The 24,645-nt window shown below is 67.0% G+C and carries 22 protein-coding genes and 1 pseudogene; 12 read left to right on the top strand and 11 right to left on the bottom strand.

Features of this window, described 5'->3' with window-relative positions; all coding sequences use genetic code 11:
* Positions 1-74: 74 nt before the first annotated feature.
* The 3 genes from ACIA8C_RS28895 to ACIA8C_RS28885 all read right to left on the bottom strand — a co-directional run bounded on the left by ACIA8C_RS28895 (position 75) and on the right by ACIA8C_RS28885 (position 3,096).
* Complete coding sequence (locus tag ACIA8C_RS28895) at positions 75-1,427, bottom strand: lipase family protein (protein ID WP_397140049.1); 1,353 nt, start codon at positions 1,425-1,427, stop codon at positions 75-77.
* Between the two features lie 443 nt (positions 1,428-1,870).
* Positions 1,871-2,458, bottom strand: coding sequence for a hypothetical protein (locus ACIA8C_RS28890; protein WP_397140047.1), 588 nt, complete (start codon positions 2,456-2,458; stop codon positions 1,871-1,873).
* Positions 2,455-3,096: a papain-like cysteine protease family protein gene (locus tag ACIA8C_RS28885; protein WP_397140045.1), complete on the bottom strand. Its 642-nt coding sequence runs from the start codon at positions 3,094-3,096 to the stop codon at positions 2,455-2,457. The genes ACIA8C_RS28890 and ACIA8C_RS28885 overlap by 4 nt, the downstream gene beginning before the upstream one ends.
* Before the next feature lie 109 nt (positions 3,097-3,205).
* On the opposite strand from ACIA8C_RS28885, the gene ACIA8C_RS28880 reads away from it, so the two are divergent.
* Positions 3,206-4,216: a C1 family peptidase gene (locus tag ACIA8C_RS28880; RefSeq protein ID WP_397140043.1), complete on the top strand. Its 1,011-nt coding sequence runs from the start codon at positions 3,206-3,208 to the stop codon at positions 4,214-4,216.
* A gap of 1 nt (position 4,217) precedes the next feature.
* On the opposite strand, the pseudogene ACIA8C_RS28875 reads toward ACIA8C_RS28880, so the two are convergent.
* From ACIA8C_RS28875 to ACIA8C_RS28865, 3 genes and pseudogenes are all read right to left on the bottom strand, one after another.
* Positions 4,218-4,406, bottom strand: a pseudogene (locus tag ACIA8C_RS28875) (UTRA domain-containing protein); the annotation flags it as partial.
* Between the two features lie 4 nt (positions 4,407-4,410).
* Complete coding sequence (locus tag ACIA8C_RS28870; protein WP_397140041.1) at positions 4,411-5,529, bottom strand: hypothetical protein; 1,119 nt, start codon at positions 5,527-5,529, stop codon at positions 4,411-4,413.
* A gap of 111 nt (positions 5,530-5,640) precedes the next feature.
* Positions 5,641-6,369, bottom strand: a complete 729-nt coding sequence (locus tag ACIA8C_RS28865; protein WP_397140297.1) for a GntR family transcriptional regulator — start codon at positions 6,367-6,369, stop codon at positions 5,641-5,643.
* Between the two features lie 148 nt (positions 6,370-6,517).
* Here ACIA8C_RS28865 and ACIA8C_RS28860 point away from each other — a divergent pair, with 148 nt between their 5' ends.
* The 8 genes from ACIA8C_RS28860 (at position 6,518) to ACIA8C_RS28825 (ending at position 16,617) form a co-directional block, all read left to right on the top strand.
* Positions 6,518-7,645 carry a TIGR03364 family FAD-dependent oxidoreductase gene (locus ACIA8C_RS28860; protein ID WP_397140039.1) on the top strand — a complete coding sequence of 376 codons (1,128 nt, stop codon included), beginning with the start codon at positions 6,518-6,520 and terminating at the stop codon, positions 7,643-7,645.
* An 8-nt stretch (positions 7,646-7,653) separates the two neighbouring features.
* Positions 7,654-8,343 (top strand): phosphonatase-like hydrolase, encoded by a 690-nt coding sequence (locus tag ACIA8C_RS28855; protein WP_397140036.1) that lies wholly within the window; start codon positions 7,654-7,656, stop codon positions 8,341-8,343.
* Between the two features lie 82 nt (positions 8,344-8,425).
* Positions 8,426-9,499, top strand: a complete 1,074-nt coding sequence (locus ACIA8C_RS28850) for a 2-aminoethylphosphonate ABC transporter substrate-binding protein (protein ID WP_397140034.1) — start codon at positions 8,426-8,428, stop codon at positions 9,497-9,499.
* A 28-nt stretch (positions 9,500-9,527) separates the two neighbouring features.
* Entirely contained in the window at positions 9,528-10,709 is a 1,182-nt protein-coding gene (locus tag ACIA8C_RS28845) for an ABC transporter ATP-binding protein (protein WP_397140031.1), read from the top strand.
* A gap of 118 nt (positions 10,710-10,827) precedes the next feature.
* Positions 10,828-11,718 carry a 2-aminoethylphosphonate ABC transporter permease subunit gene (locus tag ACIA8C_RS28840; protein WP_397140295.1) on the top strand — a complete coding sequence of 297 codons (891 nt, stop codon included), beginning with the start codon at positions 10,828-10,830 and terminating at the stop codon, positions 11,716-11,718.
* Positions 11,719-11,722: 4 nt separating this feature from the next.
* Positions 11,723-12,520 (top strand): ABC transporter permease, encoded by a 798-nt coding sequence (locus ACIA8C_RS28835; protein WP_397140029.1) that lies wholly within the window; start codon positions 11,723-11,725, stop codon positions 12,518-12,520.
* Between the two features lie 80 nt (positions 12,521-12,600).
* Entirely contained in the window at positions 12,601-13,197 is a 597-nt protein-coding gene (locus ACIA8C_RS28830; protein WP_397140026.1) for a DUF4126 domain-containing protein, read from the top strand.
* A 126-nt stretch (positions 13,198-13,323) separates the two neighbouring features.
* Entirely contained in the window at positions 13,324-16,617 is a 3,294-nt protein-coding gene (locus ACIA8C_RS28825; protein WP_397140024.1) for a hypothetical protein, read from the top strand.
* Positions 16,618-16,825: 208 nt separating this feature from the next.
* On the opposite strand, the gene ACIA8C_RS28820 is transcribed toward ACIA8C_RS28825, so the two are convergent.
* Positions 16,826-17,185, bottom strand: a complete 360-nt coding sequence (locus tag ACIA8C_RS28820) for a DUF4254 domain-containing protein (protein WP_397140293.1) — start codon at positions 17,183-17,185, stop codon at positions 16,826-16,828.
* A 526-nt stretch (positions 17,186-17,711) separates the two neighbouring features.
* Entirely contained in the window at positions 17,712-18,134 is a 423-nt protein-coding gene (locus ACIA8C_RS28815) for a ribonuclease domain-containing protein (protein WP_397140021.1), read from the bottom strand.
* Positions 18,135-18,300: 166 nt separating this feature from the next.
* Between ACIA8C_RS28815 and ACIA8C_RS28810 the strand changes: the two genes are divergently transcribed.
* Complete coding sequence (locus ACIA8C_RS28810) at positions 18,301-19,728, top strand: pyridoxal-dependent decarboxylase (RefSeq protein ID WP_397140019.1); 1,428 nt, start codon at positions 18,301-18,303, stop codon at positions 19,726-19,728.
* 6 nt (positions 19,729-19,734) lie between these two features.
* On the opposite strand, the gene ACIA8C_RS28805 is transcribed toward ACIA8C_RS28810, so the two are convergent.
* Positions 19,735-20,274, bottom strand: coding sequence for a hypothetical protein (locus ACIA8C_RS28805; RefSeq protein WP_397140016.1), 540 nt, complete (start codon positions 20,272-20,274; stop codon positions 19,735-19,737).
* Positions 20,275-20,476: 202 nt separating this feature from the next.
* Between ACIA8C_RS28805 and ACIA8C_RS28800 the strand changes: the two genes are divergently transcribed.
* Positions 20,477-21,340 carry a helix-turn-helix domain-containing protein gene (locus tag ACIA8C_RS28800; RefSeq protein ID WP_397140014.1) on the top strand — a complete coding sequence of 288 codons (864 nt, stop codon included), beginning with the start codon at positions 20,477-20,479 and terminating at the stop codon, positions 21,338-21,340.
* Here the strand turns inward: ACIA8C_RS28800 and ACIA8C_RS28795 are convergent.
* A complete protein-coding gene (locus ACIA8C_RS28795; protein WP_397140012.1) occupies positions 21,337-22,161 on the bottom strand; it encodes an ABC transporter permease in 825 nt (274 codons plus the stop codon). The genes ACIA8C_RS28800 and ACIA8C_RS28795 overlap by 4 nt on opposite strands.
* A complete protein-coding gene (locus tag ACIA8C_RS28790) occupies positions 22,158-22,973 on the bottom strand; it encodes an ABC transporter permease (RefSeq protein ID WP_397140291.1) in 816 nt (271 codons plus the stop codon). The genes ACIA8C_RS28795 and ACIA8C_RS28790 overlap by 4 nt, the downstream gene beginning before the upstream one ends.
* A 209-nt stretch (positions 22,974-23,182) precedes the next feature.
* On the opposite strand from ACIA8C_RS28790, the gene ACIA8C_RS28785 reads away from it, so the two are divergent.
* Complete coding sequence (locus ACIA8C_RS28785; protein ID WP_397140010.1) at positions 23,183-24,565, top strand: APC family permease; 1,383 nt, start codon at positions 23,183-23,185, stop codon at positions 24,563-24,565.
* Positions 24,566-24,645 lie beyond the last annotated feature (80 nt).

Here is a 24,645-nt window from a genome sequence, read left to right as displayed (position 1 = left end):
AATACCTTGTGCCGCGCGCACATCGGCGCCCCGCGCACGGAATCGCGGACGATTCCGTGCGCAGCAGGCGGAGGTCAGCGGCGGCTGCCGATGGGCTGCTGCAGGAGGCCGCCCAGCAGGGTGTTCACTCCTTGCAGCCAGACCGGCCAGGACGCCGGGTCCAGGGCCATCGATCCTTCCTGATGGATATCGCAGCCGTCCGGCACGGGAACCCCGTCGAAGCGATCCTTCAGCCACGTCAAAACCCTTGCGATCGAGACGATTTCAAGGGTGATGTGCTCGCTGAAGTTGTCGCGGACATAGGTCACCCGCGCCTTCGGATCCTGACAGTACTTGTCCGCCAAACGATTCACCGGGCCGACCGGAGCGAATTCGTCGGGATTGGACTGGTACAGGAACCGCGGCATATCCGGTGTCGAATGGCCAAGCGAGATAGCGTCGAATACCTTGGCGGGCACCGGATCATGGAACGGGTCGGGACTGTCGAACAATCCCACGATGTTCACGAACGGCAGGATGCCCGCACCCCACAGGCACAGTGAGTTCTTCGGCCAGCCGAACATGGCCTGGCCGAAGCCGTTCATATGTTGCTTGAAATAGGCATCGAGTTCGGGGTACTCCCGCGAGACACCCATCATGCCGCCCATGATCAGCGCCGACCCGAGATTGTTGTTGGCCAGCGCGATCGTGTCCCGCAGATCCGGCTGATTGCCACCGGAAATCGCGCCGACGATATTCAGATCCGGCGCGTAGGAGGCGTGCAGTTCGGCGGCATGGCCCGTGGCGATGGCGCCACCGGAGTATCCGGAGATACCCACCTTGGTCTCGCGGCCGGGCAGGCCCGCCGGCGCGAAATTCTCGGCGGCGCGGATGCTGTCGAGGGTGATCCGGCCCTCCAGCGGACCCGCGGCGAACGCGGTGTTGGGGCCGTCATGATCGGGCATGTTGACGACCCAGCCCGCACCGAGACCGGTGAGGGGTGCGACGAATTCGAACGGGATGTCGAACTGACCGGTGATCTGGCCCGGCACCGACGCCTGCTGCAGCACATAGGACGGTTGGCAGTACTGGGCCAGCGAGTCGGTGGGAAATTGATACGACAGCAGATTTCGTGCCTGCCCGCCGTTGTCGCCACGCGGCTTCATCACCGTGGTGACGGCCGCGACGGGCTCGTCCCGGGTGTTGGTCGATCGGAACGACAGTTGCCAGGCATCGATGTTGAACGGGATCACCGAATAGAACGCCAGATGCACCTCGCGCGCGGCGATGATCTCGCCCGGCTTTTTCGCTGCCACCACGTCGGCGGGCGGATCGTAGAAGGCCGGATCGAGTTCCGGCGGGGAGGGCGGCACCGGGAACGGCAGGGCCGGTTGAACGGGTGCTGGTTGCGGATCCGCCGCCGCCGCACCCGTCTGAACTACGGCCACGACGGATGCTGCGACAAGACAGAGAATCAACGGCCACCGACGACGCGATGCCGCGCGAAACTGAGTGATACCCACCTGGTGCCTCCTTCCTGAGTCGAACGTGCTCGAAACACCAAGGCGTACGGGCCAACACACAGAGTGCGGCCCGCGAAGCCTGCGGCAACAACTACCTCTTGAAAGACCTACTCGACGAACCGGAGCCACTACCTACCGCTCCGGCCAGCGGGATGTGTGATCGGGAGTACATCACAACGACCCATGTGTCATCGTTCACAAAACACCGTTTTGCAGTTATGCGATACCAGCAGTTTCACGAAGAACAGGGCACGGCAACCCGGCAACATGCACAAGAGGGCGGCCATGAGGCTCATCCGGAGCGAACAGGGCGGCGCCCACATTGGCGCCTCGCCGACGATTCCGTGGGCGGCGCGCGCATAGGCGGGTCAACGGGTTCGCAGCCAAGAGCGGAAGCCCTCGGCGTCGAATTCTTTGCCCGTCAACGCGGGGGTGGTGCCCGAGGAGATCACGGTGACGCGGGTTTGCGTCCAGGCGAACCAGGTGTGGGTCGGGTAGTCGAGTAGCAGCCGCGCTTCGGCGGCACGCGGTTCACTCGTCTCCTCCACCCCTGTGGCCACGGCCCTTGGCAGATACGGCGGCGACGGCGCCAACTGCACCGTATCGGCGGCACTGCGCCCGGCCGCGCGAACCGGCACCGCGATATACGACTCGATCCCGGCGCGCTCGAGGGTGCGTCCGGGATCGGCACGGAACGACGGATCGATCGCATACACCGTGACCGGTCCGCCGTCTCGCCGAAACGCTGCGGCTCCACCATCATTCGGCGTACCCGACGATCTGAGGAACGATCCAACGAGGCGCTGCGCCGCCGGGGTGTCGAGCGCGCCGTCGATGACGCTGCCGTCCGGCTCGTTCTCCCACGCCGTCGCGGGTGCGCCGTGATCGGCACACCCCGACAGGGCCACACCGACCGCCACGAGTCCGACCGCGAAACGCCGGACCGATCCGCTCATCGGGGCGCGATGCCGTAATCCTCGCCGAACCACGTCCAGTCCGCGTTCCGGGTGTAGGAGTCGATCGACTGCGTGACGGTGCGCCGCGAGGACGGCCAGGGGTCCCCGTAGGTGATCGTCCCCGCGTCCACGTCGAAGCCGTAGATCACCTGCGCATGCCCGCCACCCGCCGCCCACGCGATACCGGTGAGGATCGGCCGATCGGCCGAGATCTCGTCGACGACCTTGGCCATCGATAAGGGCGCCCCCACGGCCGCATCGAAACCGATCCCCCGAAAAGCCGACGCGATCTGCTCGAGCGAGGCCTCGTCGTTGGGGCAGGCGCCCGCGGCACTGACGCCGTGAACCAGTGCGCAGTACTGATTTTGGCTGATCGGATGATGCAGATAGGTGGCTATGGACGAGCCGTCGGCGGCCCAGCACCACTGATCCGCGGTCTGGGTCTGCTGGAGATACGGCAGGGTCTGCGCGCCGAAGACGGCGGCGCGTGGCTCCGGAACCCGAGGCAGGTTCGGCGTCACCACCAAACCGTAAGAATGCCCACCGGCGGGACCCGGCTCAGCGACGGCGGTGCCGTGCAGCGCCAAGGTGAGGAACATCGCGACGGGGCCGCAGACCAGCTTCCATTTTCGCGCCATGCCTCATCCTTCCGAGCGGAAATACCATGGCACGGTACATATCCGCCCAGTCGGCCGCAATACGGCCGCATCGAATCACAGTGCGGGTGGGCGACTTGGGTGAATTTACTTGCGAGACACCGTCGTTAACAACGACTTAAATAAATCAGGGCGATTTTTATATTGTCGCCGCCGAAATGTCGTGGAACACTCCCTGTTCAGTTCACCGATCATTCCATCCGGAAGTGATGGATCGTGGGGCTCAGCAGGAGGAACCTTGCATTATTCGCGCTTGTCCGCCGCCTTCGTATCGGCCCTGGGAATCAGCCTCGCGGTGTCCGCCACCGCGCACGCCGCCCCCGACGAACCCGCTCCGCAGATCAAGCATCATGCGTTCGGACTCGACCGAGCGGCCGCGCACGACAGTCTCGGGCGGGATACCACCGTCGGTACGGCGCTGCCGGTTCAGCTGGGCGCCGTCGGTGCACCGCCTGCCGCATATTCGCTGCGCCAGTACGCTTTACCCGCAGGCGATCAGGGTCCGGTCGGCTCATGCGTCACCTGGGCGACCGGGTACACCGGGTACGGGGTACTGATGAACGAGCAGCAAATCGCGGGCGACCCGATGGCCCCGATGTTCATCTATTCGCAGATCGCGCAGGGCGACGATGAAGGCACCTACGCCGGCGTCGCGTTGCCGCTGGAACAGCAGCAGGGCATCGACACCAAAGCCGACTACTGGCAGGGCGATTTCGACTACACGACCCAGCCCGACGCCAAGGAACGCGCGAACGCCACCCATTACAAACTGTCCGGAGCACTGGATCTCACCAAGGGCGATATCGTCACCAACATCAAGAAGGCGATCGCATCCGGCCTACCGGTCCCCTTCGGTTTCGACGCCAGGGAAAGTTTCGAGAACCTCGACAGCACCAATGACAACTACCACCCCTCAACCCGCGAGAAAATCCTGGGCGGCCACGAGGTAACCATCGTCGCCTACGACGCCAACGGCGTGACGGTCGAGAATTCATGGGGCCCCAACTGGGGCAAAAACGGCTTCTTCACCGCCCCTTGGTCTTTCATCACCAGCGCCGACGTCAACGAAATCCACTCGATGGGCCGACTGCTTCCCGCCTGAGCTACTTGGTGAGGTGGGCTTCAAAAGCGATGCGGTCGCCGCGGTAAAGGCCGCGGACTCGCTCGATCGGGTCGCCCGCGGCGTCGAGGCTGCGGCGGTGCAGCAGCAAAAGGGGTAAGGCCGTGGTGCATTAGAGCAGCGCGGCCTCACGCGGGGAGGCCAGCACGGTTTCGATGCGTTCGGTAGCAGCCTGCCTACTTCAGCTGACTGGTATCGTCGGCCGACTGCAGTGAATGATGTGACAGATAACGATGCCGTTGGACGAAGGCCGAGCCACGACCGACCTGGCGGTGCGGGATACCAGCTTTCAACTGAATGTGACTCGGATCGCCGTTCCGGCTCAGCAGAAAGACTTGATATCGACCGTCGGTCCAGGGGCCGAGAGACTGACTCGCGCTGATCAACGTGCCGATCTTGCGATCGTTCCGGCAAGAATCCCCTTGCAGGCTAGCCAATCTGGCCGCCTCGGCCGCCGTCCATTCGACGTTATCTCGGTGATACAGGATCCGAGGAACCGCCGGTTTTATCTCCTTGTCGGCATAGAACGCCAGGTATGCCGCCGGCCGAAAGTTTCGAGCGGGAGGGCAAATATACGCAAAACACTTCTCGTACAGGCTCCACGCAGATTGTGCGGGAACTACCAATGTGTCGACGGGCATCACCGGCCGTCGCCGGTAAACCGCCGTGACACGTTCACGCTCTTCGAGCCATGCCCGCGCATCAGGGCTGATCCATTCAGCGAGTGCAAGCATCTCGTCGAGATGGAACAAGATATCCTGCGCCAGCAGCGAATCATGGTGCGCTAACCGATTCCGGAACGGCCGCAAGCGCTCCAGCTTGGCGGTGACATTCTTTCGCCGACCTGACGGCGTCCCAGGCAACGCCTTACTCAGCGCAGCACGCCACAGCTCCTCGTGCTTACCACCGAACAATTCGCTCCAGAATCCGAACGTCTGCCCCGCTACGATCTGATCCCGAGAGTCCCGAGCTGGGCTGATGTTTCGGAGACGCGTTCTGGTCGCCTCGATACTGCGAGTGATTGCCTCGGTAGCCTCGCCGGTGACCGACGGACAGAGGAACCACGGTAGCTTCCGCTTGGATTCCTCCGCATACACAGATAATTCGCGGTCCACTGCGTTCCGGAGCATCACCTCGAGATAGGCAAGGACCTCCATACATGCTGCCGAAACTTCAACGTTCCAGGCATAGAGGTCAAGGGCTGTCGAGTCGTTACCGGAACACTCGCGGACATACGGCGCCAACCGAGGCAGCGCCAGCAGAGCTCTGAAGTCGTCGGAGCTGGTGAAGGCCACCCGAGAATGCTAACCTTGATCACGAACGCCCCAGGCCGCCTCTGCCAAGGTATGCGACCTGGGGCTCCCCTCTTTCCGACAGCTGTAAATAGCTATTGGTCGCAAGCCGCTCTATTTGGTGAGGTGGGCTTCAAAAGCGATGCGGTCGCCGCGGTAAAGGCCGCGGACACGCTCGATCGGGTCGCCCGCGGCGTCGAGGCTGCGGCGGTGCAGCAGCAAAAGGGGTAAGGCCGTGGTGCATTCGAGCAGCGCGGCCTCGCGCGGCGAGGCCAGCACGGTTTCGATGCGTTCGGTGGCTCGGCCGAAGATTACGCCGGAGTCGCGTACTGCGGCGTAGAGCGAGGTGGTGGGGTCGTAGGTGGTGCGGAGGTCTGCGAAGCGGTGGAGGGGAAGGTAGGTGCTTTCCAGGCCGATGCGTTCACCGTCGGCGAGCAGGACTCGTTCCAGGTGCATGACCGAAGTGCTCACTGGCACAGCGAGATCGCGGGCGGTGTCGGCGTCGGCGGGGACGTCGTCCCAGCTGACGAGCAGTCGCCCGGGGACGCGGCCGTAGCTGATGGCGCCCTCGGTGTAGGAGCGAAGCGACAGTGGCTGCACCATTTTCGGGCGGGAGACCACGGTGCCGCGACCTTGCCGGCGAATTCGCCCCTCCACCAGTAGGTCTCGCAGCGCCTGACGGACCGTCTCGCGCGCCACCTCGAACCGGACCGCCAGATCACGCTCCGACGGCACCGGATCGCCCTCGGCCAGATCGCTCAGGATCGTCTCGAGCTCGGTGCGCACGCGATACGACTTCGGCAACCGGTCGGGCAGCGCGAATTCGGCTCGCCCGCCGGGCATCTCGCCGGATGCCACCCCGGCATCGACCCCGTCCACCTCCGTTGCTTCCATGTGGCACAGCATACCCACAATTGGTCTATACCAATTGTTAACCTGGCGTTAGCGCGGGAAACACCCGTTGGTCTAGACCAATGTGCACCATGGGTCCATGCGATTGGTCATCATCGGAGGCGGGATCCTCGGCACCGCACACGCCCTGGCCGCCGTCCGCCGCGGTCACGAGGTCGTGCAGGTGGAGCGGGAGACCGAGGCTCGCGGTGCCACGGTACGCAACTTCGGCCTGGTGTGGGTGTCCGGCCGCTCAGCCGCCGAACTGGAGCTGACGCTGCGTTCGCGGGAGCTGTGGGAGGAGATCGGCGGCCGGGTCCCCGGTGTCGGGTTCCGTCCCGCCGGGTCCATCACGCTGGTCCGCACGCCCGTCGAGCTGGCCGTCGCCGAGGCCGCCGCGGCCGGACCGTCGGCCGACGCCCGCGGCTTCGAGCTACTCGAACCGGAACAGGTGCGTGCGATCAACCCCGCGTTGCGCGGGAAATTCTTTGCCGGACTGCATTGTTCGAAGGACGCCGCGGTCGAATCGCGGCAGGCGCTGCCCGCGCTGCGGGCCTACCTGGCGGCCAGCGGCCGCTACACCTTCCACGCAGGCACCGAAGCCAGGTCGGTCATCGACACCAGTGCCGGTGCCACCGTGCGCGACGACCAGGGGCGCCACTTCGACGCCGACCTGGTACTGGCCTGTCCCGGCGCCGCACACAGCGGCCTGACCCGCGAGCTGGCCGACGACCTGCCGGTGCGCCGGGTCCGGCTGCAGATGATGCAGACCGCTCCGCTCGGCGAGCCACTCACCACCGCCATCGCCGACGGCGACAGCTTCCGCTACTACCCCGGCTTCGCGGGCGACGAGGTGGACACGCTCAATCGCGAACAGTCCCAATCGGCTACCGCCGCCGAACACAAGATGCAGCTGCTCTGCGTGCAGCGGCTCCATGGCGGCCTCACCATCGGCGACACCCACGAGTACGACGAGCCTTTCGCGTTCGACGTGGACGAGGCGCCCTACGAGCACCTCACCGCCGTCACCGAGGAACTGCTCGGACGCAAACTGCCGCAGGTGGTTCGGCGCTGGGCAGGCGTGTACAGCCAGAGCGTCGATCCGGCCGCGATCGTCACCCGCGCCAAGGCAGGCAAGCACACCTGGGTGATCACCGGACCCGGTGGCCGCGGCATGACCCTTGGACCCGCACTCGGCGAACAAACCGCCGACCTGCTGAATTTGTGAGGATTGCGTTGTCTGACAACACCATTCAACTGGCCGTGCTGGACATGGCGGGCACCACCGTCGCCGACGGCGGTCTGGTCCTGCGCGCGTTCGACGCGGCCGCCACCGCGGCGGGCATCGAAGCCGAAGGGCCGGAACGCGAACGGGCCCGAAAGTACGTGCTGGACACGATGGGCCAGTCGAAGATCGCCGTCTTCCGTGCGCTGCTGAGCGACGAGGACCGGGCTCAGGAAGCAAACCTGGCCTTCGAGAAGGCCTACGAGGCGCTGATCGACGAGGTCGACATCACCCCGATTCCCGGTGCGGGCGAGGCCATTACCAAGTTGCGTGACTCGGGAGTCAAGGTCGCACTCACCACCGGCTTCAGCCGCGGCACCCAGGATCGGCTCCTGCACGCGCTGGACTGGACGGATATCGCCGACCTGACCCTGGCGCCTTCCGACGCCGGGCGCGGTCGGCCGTACCCCGACATGGTCCTCACCGCGCTGCTGCGACTGCACGCCGATGCGGTGAATCGCGTTGCGGTGCTCGGCGATACGACTAGCGACATCGCCACCGGCTTGGCCGCGGGCGCCCGGATCGTCGCTGGCACGCTCACCGGCGCGCACGACGACGCGCAGCTGCGCGCGGCGGGCGCAACCCATGTCGTGCCGTCGGTGGTCGAGTTCGCCGAACTGGTACTGGCCGACCACACCTGACTCCGTCGACCGGCCCGGCCGCTGACGGTCCACCCGCCCCTTCGACTCCGACACTCCTCACGAACCGAAAGTTGTAGTCATCGTGCGTACTTCGTACAAGCCGGCCCAGCTGGCACGCACCCTCGCCCGCACCGCACTACTGCTCGCCACCGCCACGGCCGTCGCGGCCACCGCGGCCTGCGGTGGCACCGGCACCGAGAGCGCCAGCGGCAAGACCGTGACGGTGTACTCCGCCGACGGCGTCGGGCCCTGGTACCAGACCCAGTTCGCGGCATTCCAGAAGCAGACCGGGATCGCGGTCAACCTGGTCGAGGCGGGCTCCGGCGAGGTCGTCAACCGGGTCGACAAGGAGCAGGCGAACCCGCAGGCCGACGTGCTCGTCACGCTGCCACCGTTCATCCAGAAGGCGAAAGCCAGTGGGCTGCTGCAGGACAGCGGCGTCGACACCAGCACCGTCCCCGCGACCGACAAGGACGCCGAGGGCAAGTACGTCACGCTGGCCAACAACTATCTGTGCTTCATCGCCAACCCTTCGGTCGACCCCACCGCCGTCACCTGGGACGACCTGCTGAAGCCGGAATTCAAAGGCAAGCTGCAGTATTCGACGCCGGGCCAGGCCGGTGACGGTACCGCCGTGCTGATCCTGCTGCAGAAGCTGCTCGGCAAGCAGGGCGCGCTGGACTACCTGAACAAGTTGCAGGCCAACAATGTCGGGCCGTCCTCGTCGACGGGCAAACTGCAGGCCAAGGTCGACAAGGGTGAGCTGACCGTCGCCAACGGCGATGTGCAGATGAACCTGAGCACCATCAAGGAGAAGGCGGCGAAGTTCACCGTCTTCTTCCCCGCCGCCGCCGACGGCAAGAAGTCCACCGTCGCGGTCCCCTACGTGATGGGCCTGGCCAAGGGCGCCCCGCACAAGTCCGACGCGACGAAGCTGATGGAGTTCCTGCTCTCGGCCGAGGTGCAGAAGACGCTGGGCCCGGACGCTTTCGCGGTGCCTGCCCGCGCGGAACTGCGCGATGCCCCGGTCACCGGCTCGGGTCCGTCGCCGAGTGCGGCACTCAAAGGTGTCGAGGTGCTTCCGGTCGATTGGCACAAGGTGCTCACCGACCTGGACGGCGACCTGGCCGCCTACCAGAAGGCCACCGGTAGCTGAAACGCCGTCAACCACTAAGGGAGTCGACATGTCCACCGGTGACGCGCTCACGAAATCAACCACCACCGTCCAGTCCCTACCCGCCGCCGTCGAACCGGCGATCGTGTTCGACCGGGTCGGGGTCAGCTACCGCAGCGGCCGCAAAACCACTGTCGCGCTGGCCGATTTCACGCTGCGCGTCGCCGCGGGCGAGACCGTCGCCCTGCTCGGACCGAGCGGGTCCGGCAAGTCGACCGCGCTCAAGGCGCTGGCCGGATTCGTCCGGCCGACCTCGGGCGCGGTCCGGCTGGCCGGGCGCGACGTCACCGGCCTGTCGCCCGCCAAACGCGGCATCGGCGTCGTCGTGCAGTCCTACGCGCTGTTCCCGCATATGAGCGTGCACGGCAATGTCGCCTTCGGGTTGAAGTCACATCGGGTGCCGCGCACCGAGGTCGGCGCCCGGGTGACCGAGGCGCTGGCCATGGTCGGCATGGGCGCCTACGCCGGGCGGCTGCCCCGGGAATTGTCCGGCGGCCAGCAGCAGCGGGTGGCGATCGCGAGGGCCCTAGCAATCCGGCCCAAGGTGCTGCTGCTGGACGAGCCGCTCGCCGCGCTGGACGCGCAACTGCGCCAGTCCATGCTCGGCGAGCTGCAGCAACTGCGAAAAGCATTGCCGGACACAGCGATGCTGTATGTGACGCACGATCAGTCCGAAGCGCTCGCGCTGGCCGATCGCATCGCGGTCATGCGTGACTCGCGCCTGGTCGATATCGACACCGCGGCGAACCTGTGGCAGCGGCCGCCCAGCGACTTCACCGCCGCTTTCCTCGGCGGTGCGAACCTGCTGCCCTGCACGGTGAATCGCCTTTCGGGCGGGGCGGCACTGGTCACCGTCGGCACCAAGACGCTGCGCGCCGAGGCACCCACACCCGGTGTCGGCCAAGAGAATTGGGTCCTCGACGCGCCCGCCCTGCTGTGCGTACGTCCGCACACCGTGCGCGTCGGCGCGACCTCGGAGCGAGACGCGTTGCGCGGCACGGTGCTCTCCGCCGTCTGGCGCGGCGCCGCCACCCGCCTGCACCTGGCCGTCGACGGCTTGACCGACGAGGTCACCGCCGACGTCCCCGGCCAGGCCGACACCGCCGTCGGCGCCGTAGTCGGCGTCCACTTCCCCGACCCCGCCGGCGTACTGATCCCCCGCGCCGTCGGTCCCATAGAGGTCCAGCAATGACGCGCAGCCAGTGTTCGCACACACCTGCTGATTTCCCGCACACGCAATCGCATGCGATTGGGTGTGCGGGCGACCGAGGGGTGTGCGGCGGGTCAGCGGAGGGCGGCCGGTCATGAGCATCCCCGCGATACTCGAGCCGATCGCCGCACCGGAGTCGCCGAGTCGGCCCGCGCGGCAACGTAACTGGAAGCCGGTGCTGTGGAGCCTGCCGCCGCTGCTCGTGGTGCTGTTCATCGCCGTCTACCCGATCGTGCGGGTCCTCGCCGAGTCCACCGTGACGCCGACCGGCCGGGGCACGTCGGTCTGGTCGCAGGTGCTCGGTTCCGAATCGTTCCGAGAAGCGTTGTGGCGCACCGTGTTCATCGCGGTGAGCTCGGTCGCTGGCTGTCTGGTACTCGGCACGTTTCTGGCGATCGTGCTCGCCTTCGTGCCGTTTCCCGGTTCGCAGGTGATCGGGCGGCTCATCGATACCGTGCTGACGCTGCCGTCGTTTCTCATCACCCTGGCCTTCACGTTCCTCTACGGCACCGCTGGCGCGGTGAACGCGCTGATTGCCCGCCTCACCGGGAACAACGAGCCCGCGCTGAACTTCCTGGGCACCCCGCTCGGCGTAATCCTGGCCGAGATCACCTTTTTCACGCCGTTCGTCGTGCGCCCGCTGCTCGCCGCGTTCGCGCAACTGCCGCGCGAGCAGCTCGACGTGGCGGCGAGTCTCGGCGCATCGCCATGGCGGGTGCTGCGCCAGGTGGTGCTGCCCGAGGCGTGGCCCGCGCTCGCGGCGGGCGGCAGCCTGGTATTGCTGTTGACGCTCAACGAGTTCGGCATCGTGTTGTTCACCGGCGCCAAGGGCGTGATCACGCTGCCCGCGCTGATCTACACCCGCGGCATCGTCACCTTCGATCTGCCCGGCGCCGCGGTGCTCGCCTCGGTGCAGGTGCTGCTGTCGCTCACGCTGTACATCGGGTACCGGCTGATCTTCGCCCGGTTCATGGCCAGGAAAGAGAACTGACGCGATGCTGATGTGGACCAAGCGCGGCCGGGCCGTCGTGCTCGCCGTTTTCGCGCTCGTCGTGTTCGTGGTGTTCGTCGCGCCGATCGCCACCGTCGTCGCTGCCGCGTTCGCCGGGCACTGGACCGGCCCGCTGCCGTCGGAGCTCGGCCTCGCCAACTTCGGGCGCGTGCTGTCCGGCGAGCAGGCGGCCAGCCTCTCGGTAAGCCTGCAGACCGCACTGCTGGCCGGTGCCGTCTCGCTGATCCTCGGCACCTGGGCGGCGCTGGCCGCGCGCGAGGCGCCCGGCTGGTGGCGGCGCTGCACCGACGCGGTGTTCCATCTGCCGGTCGCGGTGCCGTCGGTGGCCATCGGCCTCGGCGTGCTGATCGCGTTCAACGAGCGCCCCGTGCTGCTCGGCGGCACCAAATGGATTGTCATCCTTGCGCATTCGGTGCTCGTGTTGGCGTACGCGTTCAGCGCGGTCGCCGCCGCGCTCGATCGCATCGACCCGGGGTACCGCGAGGCCGCCGAATCCCTCGGCGCGAGTCCGGTCCGGGTGCTCTGCCAGGTCACGCTGCCGCTGCTGCTGCCCGCGCTCGGTGCGGCCGCCGGGCTGGCCGTCGCCCTGTCCATGGGCGAGCTCGGCGCCACCATCATGGTCTACCCGGCCACCTGGAAGACCCTGCCGGTCGGCATCTTCGCCCAGACCGACCGCGGCGAGGTCTTCGACGCCGCCGCGAGCACCACGCTGCTCGTCCTGGTCACCCTGGTAGCGCTGATCCTGCTCGGTCGCCTGCGTAGCCGGGCCACTCTGCGCTGACCAGCACCGAGGAAGGCACGCCGATCTGGCGGCGCGCGGCGGTCAGGGCGCGAGCTCGGGTCTCGACCTAGGATGACTTCGTGTCAGCACTTCCCCTGATCTTCACCGCGAGCTGGGCGAGCGGGGTCAACGCCTACGCCGTGGTGCTGCTGCTCGGCCTCTTCGGCCGCACCGGCCTGTCCGACTCGGTGCCGGATGCCCTGCAGCGCACCGACGTGCTGATCGCCGCCGCGGTCCTGTTCTTGATCGAGGTGGTCGCCGACAAGATCCCGTACTTCGATTCCTTCTGGGATGCGCTGCACACCGTGGTCCGCCCCGCCGCGGGTGCCGTCATCGCGGCTTTGCTTGCGGGACAGGATGGTTCGCTGCCCCAGCTGGCGGTGGGCGCGGTCGGCGGCGTGACCGCGCTGGCCAGCCACCTGGTCAAGGCCGGTACCAGGATGGCGATCAACACCTCGCCGGAACCGGTCACCAATATCGTGACGAGCACCGCCGAAGACGTCTCGGTCGCGGGCCTGGTGACCCTCGCCATCTTCCACCCGCTCCCGGCGGCCATCGTCGCGGCCATCCTGCTGCTGATCGGGGTGGTGCTGGTGGCTTTCCTCGCCACCCGCATCCGCCGCTACCTGCGCCGCCGCAGACAGCGCAGGCAGGAACGCGCCGCAGCCGCGACCTGACCGCGGCGCGGTGCCGCACGGGCCGCCGTTTCGATCGCGGTCCGGCGAAACCCGGTGTGCGCGACATATCCTCACAACGACTACGGGGGTTCCCTCCGCATCTGAGAGAAGGTTGGCGGTCGATCAATGGCAGCACCGGCGACGAAGCTAGTGAAGGACATCGAGCCCTTGTCCGCGCCGCAGCGGCGCCGGGCCATCGCGGCGGTGGCGTTGCGGTTGGCCGGCACCGCGGAACTCGGCGCGTTGCTGACCGATCTGGCGGGCCGGGGCCGCTACGAGCGGGTGCTCTCGATCCATTTGGCCGCGATCGCCGCCGACCGCGAACATCTTGTCGGGCAACTGGATTCGGCAGGGCAGGAGTTCGTATCGCGCGCGGTGGTCGCGCTGGTCCGGCTCGGTGTACCGCCCGAGGTGCTTGCCGAGCGGTTGCCACGGATGGCGGACCGGACCCGGCACGTGCTGTATCGCGCCATCGGCCGCCGGACGCGCGACGCCGGACTTGCCGACGGCTTGCTGCCCGAGGTCCGGCGGCTGTACGGAGACGCCGAGGCGGCGCGAATCCTGCCCTATTGCTCGACGCGGATCGTCACCGAGCAGCTGCCCGAGTTCGCCTACGCCGCGCCGAACTGGTGCACGTTGAGCCGCGGGCACACCGAGGCGGTGCTCAGCTATCTCACCGATCTCGCGGCCAGCGCGGGTGAGTCGGACTGGCCCGAACTGTGGCCGCGCATCGCCGCCGGAGCGAGCGCCTTCGCCCGCCGCGACCCGGACCGTTTACTCGCGCTTGCCGCGCAGGCGGTGCGATACGTGCAGATCAGGGGCTTGGATGCGATCGCGGGCGCGCTGACTCGGCACGACCTGGGTGCGGTCGTCGAGCTGATCGCGCATCCGAGCGGGCGCGGCAACTGTCTGGCCGGACGTGCGGTGTTCACCGCCTTGCGCGAGCTACCCGACGATCGGCTGATCACCGTGTGCGCCGCGTACTCCGGATACCACCGGCGGCGATTGCTGCACCAACTGCCGCCGAGCCGGCGCACCGAGCTGGTGCGGCAGGTGTTCATCCGGCCCGGCGTCGATGCCGCGCAGGTCGACCTCGACGCGCTGGACAGCCTGCCCCGGAACGACCGAGCGGCGCTTGCCCGTGAATTGCTGGCGCGCCAAGGAGGCTCCGACGATCGGCCGGTCCGTGAACGGCTGATCGCGCGGCTGTCGTGGGAGGAAGCCGAACCCGTGCTGCGCGAAAGCATCCGCCGTCCAACGGCCGACGAGCGTGCCGAGGCCTACCCGCTGCTGGTGGTCGCGGCGGTCGGCAGCCGCGATCCCGCGGTGGTCGGCGCGCTGCTCGATTCGTTGCGTCGCCTGCGCAACGAGCAAGACCCGGTGCGGCGCATCGCTTTACAGGCGATCACCGAGATCCCGCCGACCCTGTTGCGCGCCGAACATCTGCCCGCACTGGAAATACTGGGTACGGACGCGCTGCAAGCCCGCGATCGATCGGTGATGACCACCGACGCGGTCGGCGTGCTGGCTCGTGCGCTGCTGGTGCACGGTGCCCGCGCCGACGAACCGGCCTACACCGAGGCGGCGCTGCGGCTCACCGAAAGCCTTGCGGCCTATGCCAGTTCGCTGCCGCTGCGGTACCTGGACCGCAACCTGCCGCGCGGCGCCGAACACCGACTATTCGCGGCGCTGCGCCGGCGGCTGGACGGCGACGCGGCGCGCGATGAATGGAGCCTCACGCTCGGCCTGGCCAGCGGGCTGAACGAGCGTGCGTGGAATGTCGCGCCATTGCAGCAACTGATCCTGCGGGCCTGCGGCGCCCGCAGCGACTCGGTGATCCGCGGCGCCGTGGAATTGGCCCTGGCCAACCCGGCCACCCGCGACGAACACCTCACCACCCTGCTGAACCGGGACCGCTCGCTCATCTCGTTGCCGCGGATCCAACACGTAATCGCTACGCGCCGAACGGATCTGCTCGACGCGGTGCTCAGTAATGCCACGCCAGGCCGGTTCATCGCGCCGAAAGTGCGTCTGGTGCCCGACTTTTCGGCGGGCTTCGACGGATGGACGCCGCGGCAGCTCGAGCTGTACGCCAGGGCGCTCGCCGCACTGGTGCGCTCGAAGGAGTCCTCGCTCTGGGAGAAGTCCTGGGCGGTCAAACGATTGGGCCGCCTGCCAGGCAGCTTCGCGCGGCTCGTCGGCTACATCGACCACCCCGATCTCACGGTGGCGGAGGCGGCGCTTATCGCGCTCGGCCACAGTGACGACGTCGAGGCCGCGATCGGCCTGCTCGGCCGGTACGTGGACTCCGATCGGGCGCGAGTCGCGGTGAGCGGGATCGCTTCCCGCGCCAGGAGCGTCGCACCGGACCGGCTCGCGGGCGCGCTCACGCGGCTGCTGGATTCGCCGAAGATCACCTCGCTGAAAGAGGGGGTGCGGCTGCTCGCGGCATTGCACGTGCCGGAGGCGATGGCCACCATCCGGGCGATCTGGGACCGCCCGAACCAGCATCGCGACGTCAAACGCGCGGTGGTCTTCGCGTGCCGCTGGCTGCTCGACCACGACGAGGCCTGGCAGATCCTCGCCGAGGCCTCGCACGACCCGGCGGTCGCGGGCGAGGCATTAAATCTCACGCCCGCCCTGCTGCCGATTCCACAGCGGCGCAAGATGGCCGGGCTGGTGCGGGAGATGGCGGGCGGCACCGACGTCCAGCTGGCCACCGAGGCGATGCGAGTGCTCAGCGGGTGGCAGCGCTGGGCGCCCGCCGACACCGGCGACATGCTGGTGCGCAGGCTCGCCGATCTCGGCGAGGCCGGGCTGTGGCGGCAGGCCGCGCGGGTGCTCGTCGGCGGGGATTTCCGGGCCGAGGTGCCTGCGGCGGTGCAGCGGCTGCTCGCCGCCGAGGACATCGTGATCGCCGGTCGCGATCTGCCCGCGCGCCAGCGGCTCTCGACGCTGCTCAGCAATCTCGGTGCCGCGGCAGGCCAGTCGGATGAGGCGCGGGCAACGGCGGTGATCGTGGCCGAGCGGCTGGCGGGGGAAACGCAGTGGCGACGGTTTGCGATCGATCTGCTGCTCGCCCAGATCCGTTGGGCCGATGCCGCGTCGAGCGTGCGATCGATCCAGCAGGCCTGCGGTCTGGCGCGGGGCGCCCTGGTGGTCTATCCGGCCGAACAGCTGCGGATACAGCTGGCGCGCACCGGGCAGATGGTCGATGCCGAGACCATGACGACCGTCGCGCGCGACTTGTCCGCCGACGTCGACAGCGCGACCGCGTTGGCGGCGCTGGCGTTGATCGCGCAGTGCGGCAATCACTTCGGCTGGACGGCCACCTGGGTCGAGCTGCTCGCCCGAATGCGGACGCACGGGCAGAGCAACGTCCGGGTGGCGGCGCACGAGATCTTCACTATCGCCGAGTGAGGGCGGAGAATTTTAGCGGGCGTGCCGCGCCAGTCGACCACGCGGCACGCCGGGCGGGGCGCCCCGTTGCGCCCGCCGTCACTGTGCAGGCGAAGTAATCGTCCAGAGAAAGTCACTGGTCGGATGACAACTCTGGGACATCGCCTTGTAGCAAGCGACGCTGTCGGGGCAGTGTCACTAGCGCGGTAAAATCCGTTGCTTCGAAGGATCACTGCTCGGGCAAACGACGACGGCCGCCGGCCACGTCGGTTACCAAATCAGTGTACCCATCGACAAGTTCTGCCAGGTGGTACCAATGTTTATGGGTATTATCACTGCGCGCGCCATCGACGTCGATGGCCTGGTTCGCGTCCACCCAGCTGCGCGCCATCCGGTCTACCACCGCACCGAGGCTTTCCGTGTGCAGCGAGGCGCCGTTGCGATGCTGCGGCATCTCCTTACCGATCCAGTCGTTGATGTCGTCGACGAGTTCGCTTCGGCGGCAGTCGATTTCGATGATCAACGCGGTGTCTCGGACCTGCTTCCTGCGCGCATGCAGCTCGGCGAGCGCGTGGGCGGAGCGCAGCATTTCCCGATCTTGGAAACGACGCCCCTGAAAGGCGCACAATAACTGCGGAGCAGTTGGCAAGACCCCCACCGTCGGTGCGCTCATCTTCGCACCTCGAGTTCGCCCGACACCAACACGCTTTGTACCAACATAATTGGCTCTCGATTCCGTTATCCCGGTCATCGGATCGGTTGTTCACAACTAGGCTAGCTGGATCATGCGCTTACCGATGCAAGAACGCAAGAGTGCGTCTGCACTGCTGCGACTCGCCTGTGTGCGCACCTTCAGACGCTCGATTTCACGCCTGGACAACAGCTTCAGCGCCTGGTGAGCAGGAGCATCGTCGATGACCTCGGGCGATGCGAGAGCCTACTTCCCCTGTGCGCACCCGCTCGCGTTCGGCGCGTCGATCGCGCGTCTTGATAGCGGATCAGCATGCGCCAGAAGGGATGCCAACCGGTTGCTCACGAACCACTCAGGCCGCGATTTCCGCCGCACAACCTGTCAAGGCGGGTTGCGAACCGCGCCCGAGTCTGATTGCTCCCGCTCAGCGCATTCGGATGAACGAGACGTAGTGATCACCGGTGTACCAAGCGGATCGATCGTTACCGGTGACAATGCGTTCGGCATCGCGGTTCTGCCCCGGCTTCTTGATATTGACGTCCCACTCCTGATAGGTGATCCGTCGTCCCGAGGAATCGGCGCTCGGCAGCGTCGCATCCCGATTCGACCAGGTCCCACCGCCTTTGGTGCCGGACCCGTCGTTCGGCGGCCAGGTGCCCGCATCGATCCGCGCCAGCGTGTCCCACGCGCGCTGCGGCACGGCGGCACTGACCAGCACGACCGAATCGCCCCGCACGGGCCCCGGCGCCTTTTCACCCGTCGACAGCCCGAAAACCAAGGTCAAGGCCGCCGCGACGACAGCGAGAATGTGCACGAACCGCTTCGAGATCGAACCCGCCCCAGTCATACCGCGTGAACCTACGCGGCCAAGTCGAACACCAGGTTTCCCCAGGTTTCCGATCCGTGAAGCCTTGGTGCCCACAACACTTTCCTCAGGCCGCGGCCTATCCGGATGAGCCGCGCGATCGATTATCGGAGGTGCACCCATGGCCGATTTCCCGCCACCTCGTCATATGACCGCCGCAGAATTCCGCGAGCACGGGCACGCAGTGGTCGACTGGGTTGCCGACTATTGGGATCGGATGGCCTCGCTGCCCGTGTTGTCGCAGGTGAAGCCGGGGCAGGTGCGAGCCGAGTTGCCGGACGTGCCGCCGGAGGCGGGCGAACCCTTCACCGCGCTGCTGGCCGACCTCGACGCGATCGTGGTTCCCGGGCTCACGCACTGGCAGCATCCGGGCTTCTTCGCCTACTTCCCGTCCAGCACATCGGGTCCGGCGGTGCTCGCGGAGCTACTTTCCGCGGGGCTCGGCGTGCAGGGAATGTTGTGGCAGACCAGTCCCGCCTGTACCGAGCTGGAGCAGCACGTGCTCGACTGGCTGGCGGGCCTGCTCGGACTGCCCGAGCGCTTCACCTTCGCGGGCAGCGGTGGCGGCGTGATCCAGGACTCCGCGTCCAGTGCCCTGCTCGTCGTGTTGCTCGCGGCGCTGCACCGGAAGTCGGGCGGACGCGCACGGACCGATGGCGTCGACCGTGGCCGCTACCGCGTCTATGCCTCGATCGAGGCGCATTCGTCCTTGGAGAAGGCCGCGCGTATCACGGGGTTGGGCACCTCGTCGGTGCGATTCATCGAGACCCGCGCGGACCTGTCGATGGACCCCGAGGCGCTGCGGACGGCGATCGCGGGCGACGTCGACGCGGGTCTCACGCCGGTGATGGTGATGGCCACCGTCGGAACGACATCGACGAGTGCCGTCGACCCGGTGGACCGGATCGGCCCGATCTGCGCCGAGTTCGGCGCGTGGCTGCATGTGGACGCCGGGTACGCGGGAGTGGCCGCGATCTGCCCGGAACTGCGGTGGATTCACCGCGGCATCACCGACTACGCCGACTCTTACGCGACCAATCCGCACAAATGGCTGCTCACCGCGTTCGACTGCGACGCGTGCTATGTCAGCGACCGCGCGGCGCTGGTCGGCGCGCTCTCGGTGGTGCCGGAATACCTGCGCAACAGCGCGAGCGAATCGGGCACGGTGGTTGACTATCGCGACTGGCAGGTGCCGCTGGGGCGCCGGTTCCGCGCGCTCAAACTGTGGGCGGTGATCCGCTGGTACGGCGCAGAAGGGCTGCGCGCGCACATTCGGCACAGCGTCGCGCTGGCGCAACGGTTCGCGTCGTGGGTGGCCGCCGACGATCGCTTCGAACTGATGGCCCCGCATCCGCTTTCGCTCGTCTGTTTCCGGTTACGCGGGCCAGACGAGCCGAATCGGTTGCTACTGCAGGAAATCAACGACTCCGGCCGAATCTATCTGTCCCACACCACGGTTCGCGACGCGTTCACACTCCGGTTGGCCATCGGCGGCGCGGCGACCCGAGAGGAGCACGTTACCGCGGCGTGGGACCTACTCAGCCGCAACGCATCTGAGCTGGCGGATCGCGGCTGACCGCCGTCAGAAGATGCGGAGAGTTCCGGTGAGGGTCCCGGCGGACGCGCCAGGGCAGGTGCCCTCGAGCGTCACCGTGCTGTCTTCCTCCGCGTCGTGACCCTCGAAATGTCCCGACGTGATAGAGATCGGAAAAACGCCGGGTCCTGAGCCTTTCGCCTTGGTCTGGCTCGTGGCGGTCTCGCTGATCTCGCTGGTCGTCTCGTCCGACCAGACGATCGTCCCAGTACCTTTGTGGCTGGTCACCGGACCGTCGCAGGCGACGTTCTCGGTGCCGGCGATCGCCATGCTGACCGGCACCGGGTTGGCATCGGAGATATCCGGCCCGGCGCAGTCATGGAAGGTGGTCGCCACCTGCCACGGGACGGGCACAGCCAAGGTGCCGATTCCCACGTTGAGCCAAGTGACTTCGCCCTTCTCCGCACAGGTGATTCGCGCGTCGCGCTTGGCCTGCGGTGCCGCAGAACTCGGCGCGACGAGCAACGCGGCTCCGAGCAGTGCTCCGGCGAGGACAGCGGCACCGGTCGAGCGGTAACCAACGGTCAAGGCGATCTCCTTCGGCTCTGAGTAGCTGATCCACGAATTACCGACCGAAACCTATTCGTCGCCGACGACACAACGGATGGAACCTGCAACTTTGGAACCGGAAACCTGTCAACCTAGCGAACGGGAAAGCGTACGCTTTCGTCCTACGAACGCGCCTGTGTCGCATATTTGCCGCTAAGGGCGGGACCGAAGGGATGTTGGCATGGCAGGCAAGCGCACCGTGCTGACCGTGCGATTGCGCCGGTTGGCCGCGATGCTGCACGAGATGCGCGAACACGCCGAACTCAGCAAAGAGGAGGTGAGTGCGCGGACCGGGATCAACGTCACCACGTTGTATCGGATCGAGACCGCGCAGGCGCGGCCGCAGCGGCGCACCCTCCAGGCGATGCTCGACCTGTACGCCGTGAGCGAGCAGCAGCGCGACGACGCGATGGAACTGCTGTCGGACGCACTGAAGCCGGGTATGTCGCGGGCGTACGAGGGCAGCGTGTCGGAGGTGTACGCGGCGTACATCAACTTCGAGGCCGAGGCGTTGTCCGCCCGGCATTACCAAACCTCCACCATCCCAGGGCTTTTGCAGACGATGGAGTACGCGACGGCGGTGATCGACACCTCGATGCCGAAGGTGGAGGCGGCGATCATGGAGGACCGGGCGCGCGCCAGGATGGACCGGGCCGCCAACCTGACCAAGGAGGAACCACTCGAGCTGTGGGTGGTGATGGACGAGGCGGCGATCCGGCGCACCGTCGGCGGGCCTGCGGTGATGCACGGCCAGCTGGATCGGCTGCTCCAGGAAACCAAGCGTAAGAACGTGATTCTGCAGATCCTGCCGTTCAACGCGGGCGCCCATCCCGGCATGGCGGGCTCGTTCACCCTGCTGGACTTCCACGACCCGGCCGATCCGGAGTTGGTGTATGTGGAAGGCATCGCGGGCGACGAGCTGATCGAGGGTCATCCCGAAATCCGGCGCTTCGGCGTGATTTTCGACCAGCTGCGCGCGATGGCACTGAGCCCGCGCGACTCCGCGGAGATGATCATGGAAACCGCCGCGCGGATGGATAACTAACTTCGGCTGGCCCGCCGGTAGCCGACCGCCGCTGGCACCGCGAACACCACGATCGCGCCGACCGACCATGCGACGGTAGCCAGCAGCGGGCCACGCACCGCCCCGCCCAGCGACAGTCCGCGCATGGCGTCGATCGCGTAGGTCATCGGCTGATGCGCGACGATCGGCTTGGCCCAGCGCGGATACGCGGTCAGCGGCACAAAGCCGGTGCTGAAGAACATCATGATCGACGATCCGAGCGAAACCGCCTCCACCAGTGCGGTTTTCGCGGTGAACACGGCGACGGCGGTGACCAGCGTCGCGAAGCCGAGCCCGTACAGCAGCGGCACACCGAACAGCGCGATACCGGCGAGCACGCCCTGCTCGAACCGGAAGCCGAGCGCCATCCCCACCCCGAACAACACCATGGTGCACAGCAGAATTCGGACGCCCTCGGCGAGGATCCGCGAGGCAAGCCCGGACGCGCGATGCACCGGCAGCACCCACAGCCGGGCCAGCAGGCCCTGATCCCGTTCCCGGCCGAGCGTGATCGCGCCGGCCAGCGACCCCGACATCACCCCGACCAGCGCCACCATCGGCACCGAGCCGTACAGCGCACTCGCCCCGGAGAACGTCGAAATCTGCTTGCCGAGCACGGTATTCAACACGATCAGCAGCATCGCCGGGAACACCAGCGACTGCACCATCGTCAACGGGTCACGCCACCACCGCAGCAGCAGCCGCCGGGTCTGGATGACGGTCTGCGGCACAAGCAGCCGCCAGGTCTCGGTCCGGCCGTGCACCAGCGGCAGATCCGCGGCGCGGCTATCCGCCCGGGTCATGCCGACCTCCGCACGGCGACCACCGCACCCAGCGCCCCGAACGCCACGAGTATCCCTGTCGCCCAGGCCAACCCGGGCCCGAGCACGGCCCAGCCGACGACTCCCGCGTTGCCGCTCGAATCACCGGCCAGCGCGCGCAGCCCGTACACGAACTGCGACACCGGCTGGTTACGAGCGAAACCCTGTAGCCAGGACGGGAATTGGCGCGCGGGCGCGAGACCGGTGGACACCAGACCGAGGATCAGCTGCGGAAAGATGAGCACCTGCGTGATCGCCTCCGGACTCTTGGCGAGGCTGCCGATCAGGTCCGCGCCGAGGCAAAGCGCCAGCGCCACCAGCAGCCCGAAGGCCACGAACCCTATTGTTTCCCACCAGCTTCCGTAGAACTTGACACCGATCACCCGGCCGCACAGGATGGCGACGGCCAGCGAGATCGCCGCGCGGTACATGGCGGCGGTGATCCGCGCCGCCAACGGGGCCGCGGCGGGCATCGGCATCGAGCCGAAGCGGATGGTGAGCCCGTCCTTGGCGTCGCTGGCCGCCCGGAACGCGGCCGAGGTCGCGCAGAAGGCCACCGACTGCATCACGATCATCGGCATCAGGAACTGCGCGTAGCTGCTCAGTCCGTGCCCGTACACGCTCATCACCAGGTTCAACGGCACGTAGAAACCGAGGGTGAACACGGTGGGCGCAACGACGGCGGTGACCAGTTCCCCGTTGCGCCAGAACGGCCGGATCAGCCGGCAGGTCAGCACCCACCACTGGGCGACCGCCCCGATCCGCGGCCGCGACGGCACCGTCAGCAGGCTCATCTGCACGCTCTCATCCTGCGGATACCCGCGCCGGTTTGCCGGGAACCGGCACTTGTCCGCATGTCGCGGCTGTCCTGTGAAATACCGAGATAGCGTCCGGTTCGGTTCATCGCGGCGGTGGTTTCGCGCCGGAATCAACGCCGGGCGGCTACTTTCGACCGATTCGGGGTACTTCGACCATCTGTTGCGAAACATCTGGGAGGGACCGCATGCCCGACGTCACCGCACAGCGGGAAACCGAACCGGAGCTGAAGCGGGTGATGGGCCCGTGGCTGCTGTTGCTGTTCATCATCGGCGACATCCTCGGTTCCTCGGTCTACGCGCTCACCGGAAAGGTCGCCAACGAGGTCGGCGGCGCGGTGTGGGTGCCGTTCGTGGTCTCGTTCCTCATCGCGCTGGTCACCGCGATGAGCTACCTCGAACTGGTCACCAAATATCCGAACGCCGCAGGGGCCGCGCTTTACACGCACAAGGCGTTCGGCATCCAATTCCTCACCTTCATGGTCGCGTTCGCGGTCATGTGCTCCGGAATCACCTCGGCCTCGACCGCGTCGCGGGCCTTCGCGGCCAACTTCGCCGAGGCCTTCAACCTGGATATCGGCACGGGCTTGGTGGTCACGGTGATCGCGCTGGCGTTCATGGCGGTGATCGCGGTGATCAATCTGCGTGGGGTCAGCGAGGGCGTGAAGCTGAACGTGGTGCTCACCTGCGTCGAGCTGACCGGTCTGCTGATCGTCATCGGGATCGGCTGCTGGGCACTCGGCGCCGGTGACGGCGATTTCGGCCGGATCACCGAATTCGATACCGGTGACCGCACTGCCGTCGGCGGTGTCATCGCGGCGACCACGCTGGCCTTCTACGCGATGGTCGGCTTCGAGGACTCGGTCAATATGGCCGAGGAGTGCAAGGAGCCGAGCCGGATCTTCCCGAAGGTGCTGCTGGCGGGGCTGACGGTCACCGTCGTCGTCTATGTGCTTGTGTCGATCACCGCGGTCGCGCTGGTGCCGGTCCCCGAGCTCAGCCAGGGCGACACCCCGCTGCTGCAGGTGGTGCGGGTGGGCTGGCCGTCGTTCCCGACGCATGTGTTCGCTTACATCAGCATGATCGCCGTCGCCAACACCGCGCTCATCAACATGCTCATGGCCAGTCGCCTGCTCTACGGGATGGCCAAGCAGGGAGTCTTGCCGCGGGCGCTCGGGCGCGTGCATTCCGGGCGGCGCACGCCCTACATCGCGATCCTGTTCACCACGCTGCTCGCGCTGTGCCTGATCGCCTTCGTCAGCGAGGTGCCCGAGCTCGGCGGCACCACCGCGTTGCTGCTGCTCGCGGTGTTCACCATCGTGAATGTCACCGTGCTTGTGCTGCGTCGAGATCGCGTGCCACACGAGCACTTCCGCACGCCGACGGCATTACCGGTGATCGGCGCGTTGGCGTGCGGGTTCCTGGTGATGCCGTGGACCGGCCGCAATCCGCAGCAGTACACGATCGCGGGGATCTTGCTCGCGATCGGCGTCGTGCTGTGGGGGGTGAATCGGCTGCTGATCCGCTACCTTCATGCCGATCCCCCGGCGGCGGAACCGCCCGCCGAGTAGTGGATCTTGTTGGTGGACGTGACAATTCCCCCATCCAGTAAGTCCGTATCGGTAGGTGACTACTCGCGACCCTGTGCGTA

Origin of the sequence: Nocardia sp. NPDC051321, from assembly GCF_044455225.1 — a bacterium.
In the GTDB taxonomy this organism is placed as follows: domain Bacteria; phylum Actinomycetota; class Actinomycetes; order Mycobacteriales; family Mycobacteriaceae; genus Nocardia.
Note: the sequence above shows the minus strand (reverse complement) of the source record. Positions and strands in the feature narration are given on the sequence as shown.

Bases quoted from the DNA above. Each gene is read 5' to 3' on its own strand.
- ACIA8C_RS28815 (WP_397140021.1), bottom strand. From the start codon at position 18,134: ATGACTGGGGCGGGTTCGATCTCGAAGCGGTTCGTGCACATTCTCGCT.
- ACIA8C_RS28800 (WP_397140014.1), top strand. From the start codon at position 20,477: ATGGCAGGCAAGCGCACCGTGCTGACCGTGCGATTGCGCCGGTTGGCC.
- ACIA8C_RS28795 (WP_397140012.1), bottom strand. From the start codon at position 22,161: ATGACCCGGGCGGATAGCCGCGCCGCGGATCTGCCGCTGGTGCACGGC.
- ACIA8C_RS28885 (WP_397140045.1), bottom strand. From the start codon at position 3,096: ATGGCGCGAAAATGGAAGCTGGTCTGCGGCCCCGTCGCGATGTTCCTC.
- ACIA8C_RS28785 (WP_397140010.1), top strand. From the start codon at position 23,183: ATGCCCGACGTCACCGCACAGCGGGAAACCGAACCGGAGCTGAAGCGG.
- ACIA8C_RS28790 (WP_397140291.1), bottom strand. From the start codon at position 22,973: ATGAGCCTGCTGACGGTGCCGTCGCGGCCGCGGATCGGGGCGGTCGCC.
- ACIA8C_RS28865 (WP_397140297.1), bottom strand. From the start codon at position 6,369: ATGCCCGGCGGGCGAGCCGAATTCGCGCTGCCCGACCGGTTGCCGAAG.
- ACIA8C_RS28825 (WP_397140024.1), top strand. From the start codon at position 13,324: ATGGCAGCACCGGCGACGAAGCTAGTGAAGGACATCGAGCCCTTGTCC.
- ACIA8C_RS28820 (WP_397140293.1), bottom strand. From the start codon at position 17,185: ATGCTGCGCTCCGCCCACGCGCTCGCCGAGCTGCATGCGCGCAGGAAG.
- ACIA8C_RS28845 (WP_397140031.1), top strand. From the start codon at position 9,528: ATGTCCACCGGTGACGCGCTCACGAAATCAACCACCACCGTCCAGTCC.
- ACIA8C_RS28860 (WP_397140039.1), top strand. From the start codon at position 6,518: ATGCGATTGGTCATCATCGGAGGCGGGATCCTCGGCACCGCACACGCC.
- ACIA8C_RS28890 (WP_397140047.1), bottom strand. From the start codon at position 2,458: ATGAGCGGATCGGTCCGGCGTTTCGCGGTCGGACTCGTGGCGGTCGGT.
- ACIA8C_RS28810 (WP_397140019.1), top strand. From the start codon at position 18,301: ATGACCGCCGCAGAATTCCGCGAGCACGGGCACGCAGTGGTCGACTGG.
- ACIA8C_RS28835 (WP_397140029.1), top strand. From the start codon at position 11,723: ATGCTGATGTGGACCAAGCGCGGCCGGGCCGTCGTGCTCGCCGTTTTC.